13 protein-coding genes are annotated in these 13445 nt (G+C 71.2%); 9 read left to right on the top strand and 4 right to left on the bottom strand.

Annotated features, from left to right (window positions below):
• Positions 1-730: 730 nt before the first annotated feature.
• From JAP66_RS08565 to JAP66_RS08580, 4 genes are read right to left on the bottom strand one after another with little or no spacing between them, the layout of a single operon-like run.
• Positions 731-1585, bottom strand: coding sequence for a metal ABC transporter permease (locus JAP66_RS08565; protein ID WP_199431146.1), 855 nt, complete (start codon positions 1583-1585; stop codon positions 731-733).
• A gap of 17 nt (positions 1586-1602) precedes the next feature.
• Positions 1603-2496: a metal ABC transporter permease gene (locus JAP66_RS08570; protein WP_199431047.1), complete on the bottom strand. Its 894-nt coding sequence runs from the start codon at positions 2494-2496 to the stop codon at positions 1603-1605.
• Positions 2493-3251: a metal ABC transporter ATP-binding protein gene (locus JAP66_RS08575; protein WP_199431048.1), complete on the bottom strand. Its 759-nt coding sequence runs from the start codon at positions 3249-3251 to the stop codon at positions 2493-2495. The genes JAP66_RS08570 and JAP66_RS08575 overlap by 4 nt, the downstream gene beginning before the upstream one ends.
• On the bottom strand, positions 3248-4255 hold the full coding sequence (locus tag JAP66_RS08580) for a metal ABC transporter solute-binding protein, Zn/Mn family (RefSeq protein ID WP_199431049.1): 1008 nt from the start codon (positions 4253-4255) through the stop codon (positions 3248-3250). The genes JAP66_RS08575 and JAP66_RS08580 overlap by 4 nt, the downstream gene beginning before the upstream one ends.
• A gap of 207 nt (positions 4256-4462) precedes the next feature.
• Between JAP66_RS08580 and JAP66_RS08585 the strand changes: the two genes are divergently transcribed.
• Genes JAP66_RS08585 through JAP66_RS08625 form a run of 9 tightly spaced genes read left to right on the top strand, consistent with a single transcriptional unit; the run spans position 4463 to position 13443 of the window.
• Positions 4463-5698, top strand: coding sequence for a class I SAM-dependent methyltransferase (locus JAP66_RS08585; protein ID WP_199431050.1), 1236 nt, complete (start codon positions 4463-4465; stop codon positions 5696-5698).
• The gene (locus JAP66_RS08590; protein WP_199431051.1) at positions 5695-6501 is read left to right on the top strand and encodes a sugar phosphate nucleotidyltransferase; all 807 of its coding nucleotides are present in this window, start codon (positions 5695-5697) and stop codon (positions 6499-6501) included. Before JAP66_RS08585 ends, JAP66_RS08590 begins: the two co-directional genes overlap by 4 nt.
• Positions 6498-7145: a PIG-L deacetylase family protein gene (locus JAP66_RS08595; protein ID WP_199431052.1), complete on the top strand. Its 648-nt coding sequence runs from the start codon at positions 6498-6500 to the stop codon at positions 7143-7145. The genes JAP66_RS08590 and JAP66_RS08595 overlap by 4 nt, the downstream gene beginning before the upstream one ends.
• Before the next feature lie 3 nt (positions 7146-7148).
• The gene (locus tag JAP66_RS08600; protein ID WP_199431053.1) at positions 7149-8171 is read left to right on the top strand and encodes an NAD-dependent epimerase/dehydratase family protein; all 1023 of its coding nucleotides are present in this window, start codon (positions 7149-7151) and stop codon (positions 8169-8171) included.
• Entirely contained in the window at positions 8171-9439 is a 1269-nt protein-coding gene (locus JAP66_RS08605) for a DUF4910 domain-containing protein (RefSeq protein ID WP_199431054.1), read from the top strand. The genes JAP66_RS08600 and JAP66_RS08605 overlap by 1 nt, the downstream gene beginning before the upstream one ends.
• 5 nt (positions 9440-9444) lie before the next feature.
• Entirely contained in the window at positions 9445-10743 is a 1299-nt protein-coding gene (locus tag JAP66_RS08610) for an MATE family efflux transporter (protein ID WP_199431055.1), read from the top strand.
• Complete coding sequence (locus JAP66_RS08615) at positions 10740-11690, top strand: glycosyltransferase family 2 protein (RefSeq protein WP_199431056.1); 951 nt, start codon at positions 10740-10742, stop codon at positions 11688-11690. The genes JAP66_RS08610 and JAP66_RS08615 overlap by 4 nt, the downstream gene beginning before the upstream one ends.
• Positions 11687-12898 carry a polysaccharide pyruvyl transferase family protein gene (locus tag JAP66_RS08620; RefSeq protein WP_199431057.1) on the top strand — a complete coding sequence of 404 codons (1212 nt, stop codon included), beginning with the start codon at positions 11687-11689 and terminating at the stop codon, positions 12896-12898. The genes JAP66_RS08615 and JAP66_RS08620 overlap by 4 nt, the downstream gene beginning before the upstream one ends.
• Entirely contained in the window at positions 12895-13443 is a 549-nt protein-coding gene (locus tag JAP66_RS08625; protein WP_199431058.1) for a dTDP-4-dehydrorhamnose 3,5-epimerase family protein, read from the top strand. The genes JAP66_RS08620 and JAP66_RS08625 overlap by 4 nt, the downstream gene beginning before the upstream one ends.
• Positions 13444-13445 lie beyond the last annotated feature (2 nt).

The following is a 13445-nucleotide window of genomic DNA, read 5'->3' on the forward strand; positions in this document are numbered from 1 at the left end:
GTCAAACGGAACGAGAAACCGCACTTCTAGTCGCGTTGAAGACGCCGATAGAGGAAACGCCACCCATTGATGTAAATGCACTAGTGCGATACGACAGATGCAGAATTCTTCCAACGAATCCCTGTGCGCAACCGTGAGCGTAGTTTCCTCGCTCGTCCCACGTCGCATGGTATCGTCGGCACGGTTGTTCGAGCCTCGATGGGACGAGTTGTTGGCCGAGGAACGCTCGCAGTGGCTTCGTGCGTCGATGATGGTGGTTGTGCTCCTGTTCGGGTTCGGGTGTACCCGGGACAGCGCAACGTCGACGGAGCCGGAGACCGCGGTCCAACGAGCGGACGCCGAGCTTCTGCTCGCACAGGCCGTGGGACTGGCACAGGCCGGCAAGTTCGCCGACCTGTGCCAGTCCGTGGCGGCAGCCGAGGGCACTTGTGCGGGGCAGTCGCAGAGCGCCCGAGCCGCCGGATACTCGCCCGGATCCGGGGAACCGACGGTCGTGGGCAACATCTTCCATCATCCGCGAGGGTCCGTGCCCACCATGGTCTTGCATCTCCGGGGCGTCCGCGCGGATGGCGAGGAGTACACAAGTGACTTCGCCGTGATTCGAGAAAAGGGCCGAGAAGAGGGCACTGAGAGCTCGTTTCGCAGCCTTACGGCGGTGTACTGGTCCGGAGTGAAGTTCCATCCCACTGCCGTCGTGAGTGCGTACCCGAGTTGGAACTCGCGTGGCCACTCACGAGCGGGCACGCCGGAGGGTGCGCACGAGCAGGCCGCGGCGTGGCGCGAACAGCAGCGCGAGCAGGAACAGCGCGCCGCTGGTGAGTCCGATCGTGCCCGCGATGGACGTGTCGAACGCGACCGCCGCCCGGTGCCCCGCCAGCGAGCTCAGCCAGCCCACCGCGACGGCGGCGACGAGCATCGTGCCCACCCGGTTCGCCAGCAGCCGGGCGGTGGACGCGGGCACCACGAAGAAGGTGATCACCAGGATGGCGCCCACGCTGTCGAAGGCGACCACGGCGAGACCGGCGACCGCGACCAGCAGTACTTGCCCCACCGCGCGCCCGCGCAGGCCGCCGAGCTCGGCGAACTCCGGATCGAACGTGCTCGCGTGCAGCGGCCGCCACAGCAGCGCCACGAGCAGCACGGTCAGCACCGTCGCGATGCCGGTGATCACCAGTGACGTCGGCACGACCACGCCGGCCAACCGCATGGTCCGCAGCGGCGCGAACGTGATGTCGCCGTAGATCGCGGAGTCGAGGTCGATGTGCGCCCCGGACGCGAACTGCCCGATACCGAGGATCCCGAGCGAGAACAGCGCGGGAAAGACCAGCGCCAGCGCCGCGTCCGAACCGACGATCCGCGTGCGGCGCAGCCATTCGTAACCGGCCACGCAGGCGACCCCGAACGCCGTCGCACCGAGCACCGTCGGCAGCGAGGCGCGCTCGCCGGTGAGCAGGAAGACCAGCACGATCCCGGGCAGCACCGCGTGGCTGACCGCGTCCGGCAGCAGTGCCTGCCGCCGCAGCACCAGGAAGCTGCCCAGCAGCGCGCAGGCCGTCGAAAGCAGGCCCGCGATGAGCACGATCATCAGATCGTCGGCGGTGGTCACCTCGTCGCCACCCCCGGCCTCGACCGGCGCCGGATCCGGGCGAGCACCCCGCGCCGGGGCGCGAACAGCACCGAGAGCACCGCCGCCGCGGTGGCCAGCAGCACGATCACCGGCCCGGCGGGCAGCTCGGCCCTGCCGGAGACGACCCCGCCGACCGCTCCGCACGCCGCGCCGATCGCGCCGGAAAGCGGTACGAGCCCGGACAGCCTGGTGGTGAGCTGGCGGGCCGCGACCACCGGGGCGACCAGCAGCGCGACCATGAGGATGGCGCCGACCGTGCGGACCCCGAGAACGACGGCCAGCGCGAGCAGCGCGGTGCTCGCCGCGTCGACGGCCCAGGTCGGCACCCCGGCGACGGCGCTGAAGCCCGGGTCGAACGTCGCCGAGCGCAGCACCCGGAAGCCGATCGTCACCACGGTGAGCGCGACCGCGCCGAGCAGCAGGGCGATCGCGATGTCCCGCTCGACCATCCCGGCCGCCTGGCCGAGCAGGTAGGCGTTGAGCCCCGACTGCTCGCTGTTGCCGCTGCCCGCGATGTAGGTGAGCAGGACGATTCCCAGCGCCAGCGAGATCGACAGCACGGTCCCGATCGCCGCGTCCGGCCGCATCCGGCCGACCCGTTCCAGCCCGATCATCGCGAACGCGGCAAGCGCCGCCGACAGCGCCGCGCCCAGCAGCAGCGGCTCGGGTGCCTTGGTGCCCGTCACGATGAACGCGACGGCCACGCCCGGCAGAGTGCCGTGACTCATGGCGTCGCCGAACATGCTGCGCCTGCGCAGCACCGCGAGCGGACCGAGCGCGCCCGCGACGAAGCCGACGACGGCCGTGCCGACGACCACCACCGCGTCCGGGTACGGCAGCGGCAGCGCGGTGAGGAACCAGTCGATCATGCTGTTCCGGCGGTGAGCGGCGCGAGCCCGTACGCCCGTTCCAGGTTCTCGGCGGTCAGCACCGACCTGGCCGGGCCCGCCGCGACCACGTCGCCGGACAGCAGCACGGCGTGGTCGAAGCGTTCGCGCACCGTGCGCAGGTCGTGGTGCACGGCGATCACCGAGCGGCCGTCCCGGCACAGCTCGCCCAGCACGTCCAGCAGCGCGGCCTCGGTGCGCGCGTCCACGGCCGTGAACGGCTCGTCGAGGATCACCAGATCGGCCTGCTGGGCGAGCGCACGGGCCAGGAACACCCGCTGCCGCTGCCCGCCGGATAGCTCGTCCAGCGGCTGCCCGGCCAGGTCGAGCACGCCGACCTGGTCCATCGCCGCCGCCACCAGCTCGTCGTCGCGCGGCGTGAGGCGGCGCAGCCAGCCGCGGTGCGGATACCGGCCCATCTCCACGACCTGCACGGCGGTGATCGGGAAGTCCTGGGCGACCGTGTCCTGCTGCGGCACGTACGCCACCCGGCTGCGGACCCGCTTGAGCGGTTCGCCGAGCAGGCGGACCTCGCCGCGGACGGCGGGAACGAGCCCGAGCGCGGCCTTGACCAGGGTCGACTTTCCCGCGCCGTTGGGGCCGACCACCGCGCTGAGCAGGCCGGCCGGGATTCGCACGGTGACGTTGTCCAGCACCGTGCGGCCCCCGTACGAGGCGGTGACCTCGTGCAGGCTCAGCGCGGCGGGGTGGGGGGTCGCGGTCGCGGTGCCGGTCATGCCAGCCCCGCGACGAGCCGGTCGGCGTTCGCCCGAATCATGCCGAGGTACGTCCCTTCTGGTGTGCCGTCGTCTCCCGCGGAGTCGGAGTACAGCTCGCCGCCGATCCGGATCTGCCTGCCCTGCTGCCGGACCGCCGCGAGCACCGAGTCGAGCGTCTGCCGCGGCACGCTGGTCTCGACGAACACCGAGCGCACGCCGCTGTCCGCGATCCGCCGGGCGACCCTGCCGATGTCCGCGGTGGTCGCCTCCTCCTCGGTGGAGATGCCCTGGATCGCGACAACGCGCATGCCGAAGGCCCGGCCGAAGTAGCGGAAGGCGTCGTGCGAGGTGACGATCTGCCGCCGCTCGGGCGGGATCCGCTCGATCACCGAACGGATCTCGCCGGTGAGGCCGAGCACCTCGGCGCGGTACTCGGCGCCGCGGCGCCGGTAGTCGGCGGCGTGCTCCGGGTCGATCTCGGCGAGCTGCGTGGTGATGGCGTCCACGACGTGCGCCCACAGCCGGGGGTCGAACCACACGTGCGGGTCGTACTCCTCCTCGGGCGCGGCATCCGCGGGCGGGCTGAGCAGCTCCTCGCGCGGGATCGCCTCACCGGCGAACAGCACCGGCTTCGTGCGGGAGATCTCGCCGAGCGTCCGTTGCAGCGAGCCCTCCAGGTAGAGGCCGACCGCCACGACCGCATCCGCCCTTCGCATCTCGCGCAGGTCGCTGGCCTTGGCCTGGTACAGATGCGGGTCCACGCCGGGCGCCATCAGCCGCACGGTGTCGATGTGCGGGCCACCGATCCGGCGCACGGTGCCGTCCAGGAAGTTCGTCGTGGTGACGATCCGGGGCCTGCCGCCTGCCGCGGCCGCGGTGTCGCCCGCCGATCGCACCGCGTAACCGATCACCACGGAAAGCAGGAGTACCGAAACCACGCCGAGCGTGGTCATGGCGAGCACGTCGCGCCGCCGCGCACGACGGCGGTCGCGCGCGGCCGACCGGGTGCCCGTGGTGTCCATCGACCGCCTTCCGCCGGATTTCGGCTCGCCGAAATACATCATACGGGCAGGCGAAGATCCGCGCGCAAGTCCTTCCGGGCCAGCTCACACCAGTGTCTCAATTCAGAATCAGTGCCGCCCGGCGTCACCTGACCGTGTAACGACCTCCCGGCGTCCAGCGAATCAGGGGTGACACGCATGCCGCGTTCGGGAGCCGAGGAGCCAGTAATGACCGCATGCCGACTCTGTGGCTCGACGAACCTGGCAAGCGTCGTCGACCTCGGGGCGACTCCGCCCTGTGAGCGTTTCCTCACCGCGGAGCAGCTCGACGAGCCGGAGACGACCTATCCGCTGCACCTGAAGGTGTGCGCCGAATGCTGGCTCGCCCAGCTCCCGCCGTTGATCACCCCGGAGGACACGTTCACCGAGTACGCCTACTTCTCGTCCTACTCCACATCCTGGGTCGAGCACGCGCGCGACTTCGTGCACGGCGCCGTCGGCCGTCTCGGCCTCGACGGCGACTCGTTCGTGGTCGAGGTCGCCAGCAACGACGGGTACCTGCTGCGTCACGTCGTGTCGCAACGGATCCGCTGTCTCGGCGTGGAGCCGTCGGTGAACGTCGGCCAGGTGGCCCGCGAGGCCGGGGTGCCGACCATGACGGCGTTCCTGGACCCCGGGACCGGCGCCGCGGTGCGCGCCGAGCACGGCCCCGCCGACCTCGTGGTGGCCAACAACGTGTACGCGCACATCCCGGACGTCCCCGGGTTCACCCGCGGTCTGCGCGCCCTCGTCGCCGATGACGGCTGGGTCTCGATCGAGGTGCAGCACCTGCTCACGCTGATCGAGAAGACCCAGTACGACACGATCTACCACGAGCATTTCCAGTACTACACGGTGGAGTCGGCGCGGCGGGCACTTGCCACCGGCGGTCTGTCCGTTGTGGACGTCGAGCTGCTGCCGACGCACGGCGGCTCCATCCGGCTGTGGGCCCGGCCCGCCGAGGTGGCCGGCGAGCCGAGCGGCCGCATGACGGACGTGCTGGCGCGGGAGAAGGCGGCCGGCCTGCACGAGCTCTCCGGGTACACGGAGTTCGCCGCCCGCGTGGGCAGGGTGCGCCGGGACCTGCTGCGGTTCCTCGCCGAGGCCGCCGAGCGCGGTGAGACCGTGGTCGGCTACGGCGCGCCGGGCAAGGGCAATACCCTGCTCAACCACTGCGGAATCCGGCCGGACCTGCTGGCCTACACGGTCGACCGCAACCCGTACAAGCACGGCCGGTTCACGCCGGGCACCCGGATCCCGATCCTGCCGCCGGAGCGGATCGCACTCGACCGGCCCGACTACGTGCTCGTCCTCCCGTGGAACCTGCGGGCCGAGCTGACCGAGCAACTGTCCTTTGTGCACGACTGGGGCGGCAGGCTCGTCTTTCCCATTCCGGTTCTGGACATTCTCGAGGTGAAGTCGTGAAGGTCGTTCTGTTCTGCGGCGGATACGGCATGCGGATGCGCAACGGCACCGCCGGGGACGTCCCCAAGCCGATGCAGATGGTCGGGCCACGGCCGCTGATCTGGCACGTGATGCGCTACTACGCGCACTTCGGGCACACCGAGTTCATCCTCTGCCTCGGCTACGGCGCCCATCACATCAAGGACTTCTTCCTCAACTACCAGGAGACGGCTTCCAACGACTTCGTGCTCCGCGGCGGCCGGACCGAGCTGCTCTCCACCGACATCTCGGACTGGTCCATCTCGTTCGTGCAGACCGGGATCGAGTCGCCCATCGGGGAGCGGCTGCGGCGGGTGCGTGGCCACCTCGGCGGCGACGAGATGTTCCTCGCCAACTACGCCGACGTGCTCACCGACGCCCCGCTGCCGGAGATGATCGAGCGGTTCGCCGCCTCCGACGCGGGCGCGTCGATGATGGTCGTGCCGCCACAGTCGTCGTTCCACTGCGTCGAGATGGACGAGGGCGGCATGGTCGGCGCCATCACCGCCGTCAGCGAGATGCCGCTGTGGGAGAACGGCGGCTACTTCGTGCTGCGCCAGGAGGTCTTCGACCACATCCCGGAGAACGGCGATCTCGTCGCCGACGGCTGCGCCGAGCTCGCCAAGCGCGGCAGGCTGCTGGCCTACCCGTACCGCGGTTTCTGGCGGCCGACCGACACCGTCAAGGAGCGGCACGCGCTCGACGACGGCTACGCCAAGGGCGAGCGGCCGTGGGCGCTGTGGGAAGGCGACCGTAGGCCCGCGAGCCCCGCGAGAACCGCATGATCCCGTTGCGAACCGGCCGGAAAGGCCGTGTCGTGGCACTGGCCGCGCACTGCGACGACATCGCGATCGGTGCGGGCGGCACCCTGCTGGCGATGTGCGCCGCCCGCCCCGGCCTGCGGGTGGACGCGCTCGTGCTCTCCGGCGGTGGTACCGAGCGGGAGGACGAGGAGCGTGCCGCGCTGGCCGCCTTCTGCCCGGGAGCCGAGCTGGACCTGACCGTGCTCAAGCTGCCCGACGGACGGCTGCCCGCGCACTGGGACGAGGCGAAGGACGCGGTCGAACGCCTGCGGGCGCACGCCGACCCGGACGTGGTTCTCGCCCCGCGGGCCGGCGACGCGCACCAGGACCACCGCGGGCTCGCGCGGCTGGTGCCCACGGCGTTCCGCGACCATCTGGTCCTCGGCTACGAGATCGTCAAGTGGGACGGCGACCTCGGCCGTCCTTCCGCGTACCAGCCGCTCTCCGCCGAGATCGCGGAGGCGAAGGTGCGGCTGCTGCAGGAGCACTACCCCTCGCAGCGGCACCGGCCCTGGTACGACCGGGAGGCCTTTCTCGGGCTGGCCCGTATCCGCGGCATCGAGTGCCACGCGCGCTACGCCGAGGCGTTCGACGTCACGAAGCTCGTTCTGGATCTGGAGGGCTGAACCATGCGCGTGCTGCTGACCGGGCACAAGGGCTACCTGGGCACGGTGCTGGCGCCCGTGCTGACCGCCGCAGGGCACGAGGTCACCGGCCTCGACTCCGGGCTGTTCGCCGACTGCGTGCTGGGCCCCGCACCCGACGACCCGCCGGGCCACGAGGTCGACCTGCGCGACGTCACCGAGGAGCACGTGGCCGGTTTCGACGCGGTGATCCACCTCGCCGCGCTGTCCAACGATCCGCTCGGCGCGCTCGCACCGGAGCTCACCTACGACATCAACCATCACGCCGCGGTCCGGCTGGCCCGGCTCGCCCGCGACGCGGGAGTGCGCCGCTTCCTCTACGCCTCGACCTGCTCGGTGTACGGCGCGTCCGGCGACGACGGCCTTGTCGACGAGGACGCGCCGCTGCGCCCGGTGACGCCGTACGCCGAGTCGAAGGTCCGCGTCGAGGACGACCTGCACGAGCTGGCCGGGGCCGAGTTCAGCCCGGTGTTCCTGCGCAACGCCACCGCGTTCGGCTTCTCGCCGCGGCTGCGCGCCGACATCGTGCTGAACAACCTGGTGGGGCACGCCTGCCTCTCCGGCGAGGTGCTGGTGCTCTCGGACGGCACCCCGTGGCGGCCGCTCGTGCACGCCAGGGACATCGCGCACGCGTTCGCCGCCGCGCTGGTGGCGCCGCGCGAGGCCGTGCACGACAGGGCCTTCAACATCGGCACCGAGCGCAACAACGTCACGGTCGCGGAGATCGCGGCCGAGGTCGTCGAGGCCGTGCCCGGCTCGCGGCTGCGCATCACCGGCGAGGCCGGTGCCGACCCGCGCTCCTACCGGGTGGACTTCTCCCGCTTCCGGGCGGCGATCCCCGGTTTCGCATGCGAGTGGACCGTGAAGGCGGGTGCGCTGGAGCTGATCGACGCCTACCAGCGGTTCGGCCTCACCAAGCGCGCGTTCGACAACCGGTTCACCCGGCTGGCCTGGCTACGGGGCTCCTCCGAGGCCGGTGCGGTCGACGACACCCTGCGGAAGCGGTGATGTCCGGCCGGGAGATGCACGCGCTCGTGGAGCGCCTGTATCCGTTGTGCCGCAGCATCACCGGTGAGGGCGTGCGGCGCACGCTGGAGATCGTCACCGAGTACGTCCCGCTGGAGACGCACGAGGTACCGACCGGGACCCAGGTCCTCGACTGGACGGTGCCGCAGGAGTGGAACATCCGGGACGCCTACATCGCCGACGCCTCCGGCACGCGGGTGGTGGACTTCCAGGAGTCGAACCTGCACGTCGTCGGCTACAGCGTTCCGGTGGCCGCCACGATGAGCCTCGCCGAGCTGCGCGGGCACCTGCACACCCTGCCCGAGCGGCCCTCCTGGGTGCCCTACCGCACCAGCTACTACGCGCCGGACTGGGGCTTCTGCCTGGCCCAGCGGGCCCTCGACCGGCTCCCCGAAGGGGACTACGAGGTCCGCATCGACTCCACGCTGGCCGACGGGCACCTGACCTACGGCGAGCACGTGGTGCCGGGCCAGGTCACCGACGAGGTGCTCGTGTCCTGCCACGTGTGCCACCCGTCGCTGGCCAACGACAACCTGGCGGGCATCGCTGTGGCGGCCTTCCTCGCCAGGGCGCTCGCCGCGGCGAGGCCGTACTACACCTACCGGTTCCTGTTCGCCCCCGGCACGATCGGCTCGATCACCTGGCTGGCCCGCAACGCGGAACGGGTGCGCCGGGTCAAGCACGGGCTGGTGCTGGCCTGTGCGGGCGACGCCGGCCCGCTGACCTACAAGCGGAGCAGGCGCGGTGACGCCGAGATCGACCGCGTGCTGCGGCACGTGCTGCGCACCTCCGGCCGGGAGCACGGGATCGTGGACTTCTCGCCGTACGGCTACGACGAGCGGCAGTTCTGTTCCCCCGGGTTCAACCTGGCGGTCGGCTCGCTCACCAGGACCCCGTACGCGGGCTATCCCGAGTACCACACGTCGGCGGACAACCCGGAGTTCGTCAAGGCGGACTCGCTCGCCGACACGCTCGCCGCCTGCCGCGAGGCGTTCTCCGTGCTCGACCGCAACCGGAGCTACGTCAACCTGAGCCCCTACGGCGAACCGCAGCTGGGCAGGCGCGGGCTGTACGACTCGCTCGGCGGCCGCAGCGACGCGAAGCAGGCGCAGCTCGCGATGCTCTGGGTGCTCAACCTCTCCGACGGCGAGCACACCCTGCTCGACATCGCCGAGCGGGCCGATCTCGCGTTCGACACCGTCGCCGCCGCCGCCGACGCGCTGCGCAACGCCGGACTGATCAAGGAGTGAGCGGCATGGTCACCGGCAGGCATCGTGCGGCCCCGCGCTCGGGGGCGGTACGGGCATCGGCCGGGCGGCTCAGCTGGGGGCTCGCCGACCAGGCCGTCTCCAGCATGACCAACTTCGCCGTCGGGATCTACGTCGCGCGTTCGCTCGGCGCGACGGCGTTCGGCATCTTCAGCCTCGCCTGGGTGACCTACGGCGTGCTCATCAACGTCTCCAGGGGCCTGGCCACCGACCCGCTCATGGTCCGCTTCAGCGGCCCGCCGACCGACCTCTGGCGCGCCGCGGTGGCCCGCGCGTCGGGGACCGCGCTGGCCGTCGGTACCGCCGCGGGGGCGGCCTGCCTGCTGGCCGGTGTCCTGATCGGTGGTTCCCTCGGCGGAGCGTTCGCCGCACTCGGCGTCGTCCTGCCCGCGCTGCTGCTGCAGGACAGCTGGCGGTTCGCCTTCTTCGCCTCGGGCGAGGGCCGCAAGGCGTTCGGCAACGACCTGGTGTGGGGCGCGGCGCTGGTCCCGTCGATGGTCATCGCGGCGCACTACGGCAGCGTCGTCGCGTTCGTCGTGGCCTGGGGGATGTCCAGCGCTGTCGCGGCAGGCTACGGCTGCGTGCAGACCGGGCTGCTGCCGAGCCTCGGCGGGGTACGCGCGTGGCTGCGGCAGCAGAGCGACCTCGGTCCCCGCTACCTGATCGAGAACGTGGGCAACAGCGGCGGTTCCCAGCTGCGGATGTACGGGCTGGGCGCGATCGCCGGGCTCGCCGACGTGGGCACGGTGCGCGGTGCCGAGCTCCTGCTCGGGCCGTTCCTCGCGGTGCTGATGGGGCTCTCGCTCGTCACCGTCGCCGAGGCGGCACGCGTACTGCGACGCGCCCCGCACCGGCTCCGCGCGTTCTGCCTCCTGCTCGGCGCAGGCCAGGCGGCCGCCGCACTGAGCTGGGGCCTGGTGCTGCTGTTCCTGCTGCCGGACGGTGTCGGTGAATACCTGCTCGGCCCCGTCTGGCAGTCGGCTTCCGAGCTGATCCTGCCTGCCACGCTCGGCGTCGTAGGTGCCAGCTTCTTCACGGGAGCGGCTGCCGGCCTGCGCGCACTCGGCGCCGCCCGCCGGAGCCTGCGAGCGCAGTTGCTCGCCTCCGCCGCATACGTCACGGGCGGGCTCTGCGGGGCCGCTCTCGCCGGGGCGCTCGGCTCGGCGTGGGGCGTTGCCGCGGGCGTGCTGTTCGGCGCCGTTGTGTGGTGGGCGCAGTTCGGCTCCGCGCTGCGCGAGCACGAGCCCGTACCCGAGGTCGACCACGAAGAGATGAGGACGCCATGACGACCGTGCCTCGACTGAGCATCGGCCTGCCCGTCTACAACGGCGAGGAGTACCTGGCCGAGGCCATCGACGCGCTGCTGGGACAGACCTACACCGACTTCGAGCTGATCATCTCCGACAATGCCTCGACCGATGGCACGGCGGACATCTGCCGCCGCTACCTGAGACAGGATTCCCGAATCAGCTACGTGCGGTTGCGGACGAACGTCGGGGCCGCCCCGAACCACAACTTCGTGTTCACGAGGGCCAGGGGGGAGCTGTTCAAGTGGGCTTCGCATGACGACCTGTACGGGCGGGATCTGCTGCGGCGGTGCGTCGAGGCACTCGACGAGCACCCCGAAGCGGTGCTCGCCCACAGTTCGAACGCGATCATCGACGGCTCGGGGCGGGTGACACAGCCGTTCGACTACCGGATCGCCACCGACTCACCGCACGCTCCCGAACGTTTCCGGAGCCTGCTGTTCGAGCCCGGCGGGGACGACTTCTACGGCGTGCTCCGTGCCGACGTGCTCCGTCGCGTGACCCCGCACGACAGCTATCACCACGCCGACCGCACGTTCGTCGCCGAGATCGCGCTGCACGGCCCGTTCCATCAGGTCCCCGAGCTCCTGTACTTCCGCCGCGACCACCCCACCCGTGCCGAACGGGCCAACCCGACCGTCCGCACCCGGTGCGCCAACCTGGACCCGCGCCGTGCCGACCGCCTCCGCCACCCGGTCGCGCGCCTGTTCGGCGACTACGTGCTCGGCTTCGTCCGCGCCGTCCGGCGAGCGCCGCTCACCCCCGGCGAGCGCCGGGAGTGTTATCGCCACCTGGGTGAGTGGCTGGCCAGCCGCGCCCGTCCCCGGGCCGACCAGCGGGTCGAGAACCGTGCTCCCGTACCGCACGCCGAGCTGGACAGCACCGTCGAGACGATCGTCGCCGGCCGGGAGCGGAGGGGCACTTGACCGCGCGCGCACGCCCCCGGCAGGTCGGGCTCTTCGGCCTCCTCGGTTCCGGCAACCTCGGTAACGACGGCTCGTTCGAGGCGGTGCTGGCCTTCCTGCGCACCGAGCATCCGGATGCCCGGCTGGACTGTCTGTGCTCAGGCCCGGAGCGCGTGCGGGCGCGGTACGGTCTCGCCGCGTCGCCGATGAACTGGTACGACGCCGAGTACCAGACCGCGACCGGCCCGCGGTCGATCGCGCTGAAGCTGCTCGGCAAGATCGTCGACGGAGCTCGTACGGCGGCCTGGGTGCGACGGCACGACGTCGTGATCGTGCCCGGCATGGGTGTACTGGAGGCCACGCTTCCCCTGCGGCCGTGGGGTTTCCCGTACTCGCTGCTGCTGCTGTGCGTCGCGGGCAGGCTGTTCGGAACCAAGGTCGCACTGGTCAGCGCGGGGGCCGACGTGATCACCGCGCGCTGCACCCGATCGTTGATCACACGGGCCGCCTCGCTCGTCACGTACCGCTCCTACCGCGACGAGCTGTCCAGGGATGCGATGCGGCGGATGGGAGTGGACGTCCGGAACGACGAGGTTTATCCCGACCTGGCCTTCGCGCTGCCCGCACCGGCAGGCGCCCCGCCCGGCGGAGGGACCGTCGGCGTCGGCGTCATGGCATACCGAGGCGGCAACGACGATCGGGCCGGCGCCGCCGAGATCCATGCCGCCTACGTCGGAAAGATGAAGCGCTTCCTGGGCAGGCTGATCGCGGCCGGCCGCCCGGTACGCCTGTTCATCGGCGACGAGTCCGACGAGGCGGTGGTGGACGAGATCCTCGCCGACACGGACTCGGACCTGGTCGCCGCCGCACCCGTCTCCACGTTGCCCGAACTCCTGCTTGCTATGTCCACTGTGGACACGGTGGTCGCGACGCGGTACCACAACGTGCTGTGCGCGCTGAAGCTCGGCAAGCCGACGCTGTCCGTCGGATACGCGGCGAAGAACGATGCGCTGATGGCGGAGATGGGGCTGGGGGAGTTCTGCCAGTCGATCCGTTCGCTCGACGTCGACCGGCTGCTCGACCGGTTCGCGGTGCTGGAGAGCCGGTCGGCGGAAGTGCGGCGGACGCTGGCCGAGCGGAACGAGGCGGCCCGGCAGCGGCTGGAACGCCAGTTCAAGGACCTGTCCGCCGCGATCTTCCCCGCCACCGCACGCCAGGAGACTCGATGAAGGCCGTTCCGGTTCCGGCGATCGCCGGTGCGTTCCTGTTCGAACCCGCACCACACGCCGACGAGCGCGGCTTCTTCTGCCGCACGTTCGACCGCGAGGTCGTGCGCTCCGTGGGAATCGATCCGGACGGATTCGCCCAGGACAGCGTCTCCCGGTCCGCGAAGGGTGTGGTGCGCGGGATGCACCTGCGCTCGGGGGCGGGGGAGGCCAAGCTCGTCCGCTGCTCGTACGGCGAGGTGTTCGACGTGGTCGTCGATCTCCGGCCCGGTTCCCCGACCTACCGCAACCGCGAGTTCTTCGAACTCTCCGGAAGGACGCAGGTCACCGTGTACGTGCCCGCGGGATGTGCGCACGGCTTCCAGGCGCTGACCGAGCCTGCCGACGTGTCCTACCGGATCGACCGGCCGCACGATCCGGCGGAGGACGTGGCGATCGCGTTCGACGACCCGGAGCTGGCCATCCCCTGGCCGCTGCCACCCACGCTGCTGTCGGAGCGGGACCGGCGGGCGCCGCGGCTCGCCGAGGCCCTGCGGATGTCGAGGTGACG

This window comes from Qaidamihabitans albus, from assembly GCF_016464705.1.
Classification (GTDB): Bacteria; Actinomycetota; Actinomycetes; order Mycobacteriales; family Pseudonocardiaceae; genus Qaidamihabitans; species Qaidamihabitans albus.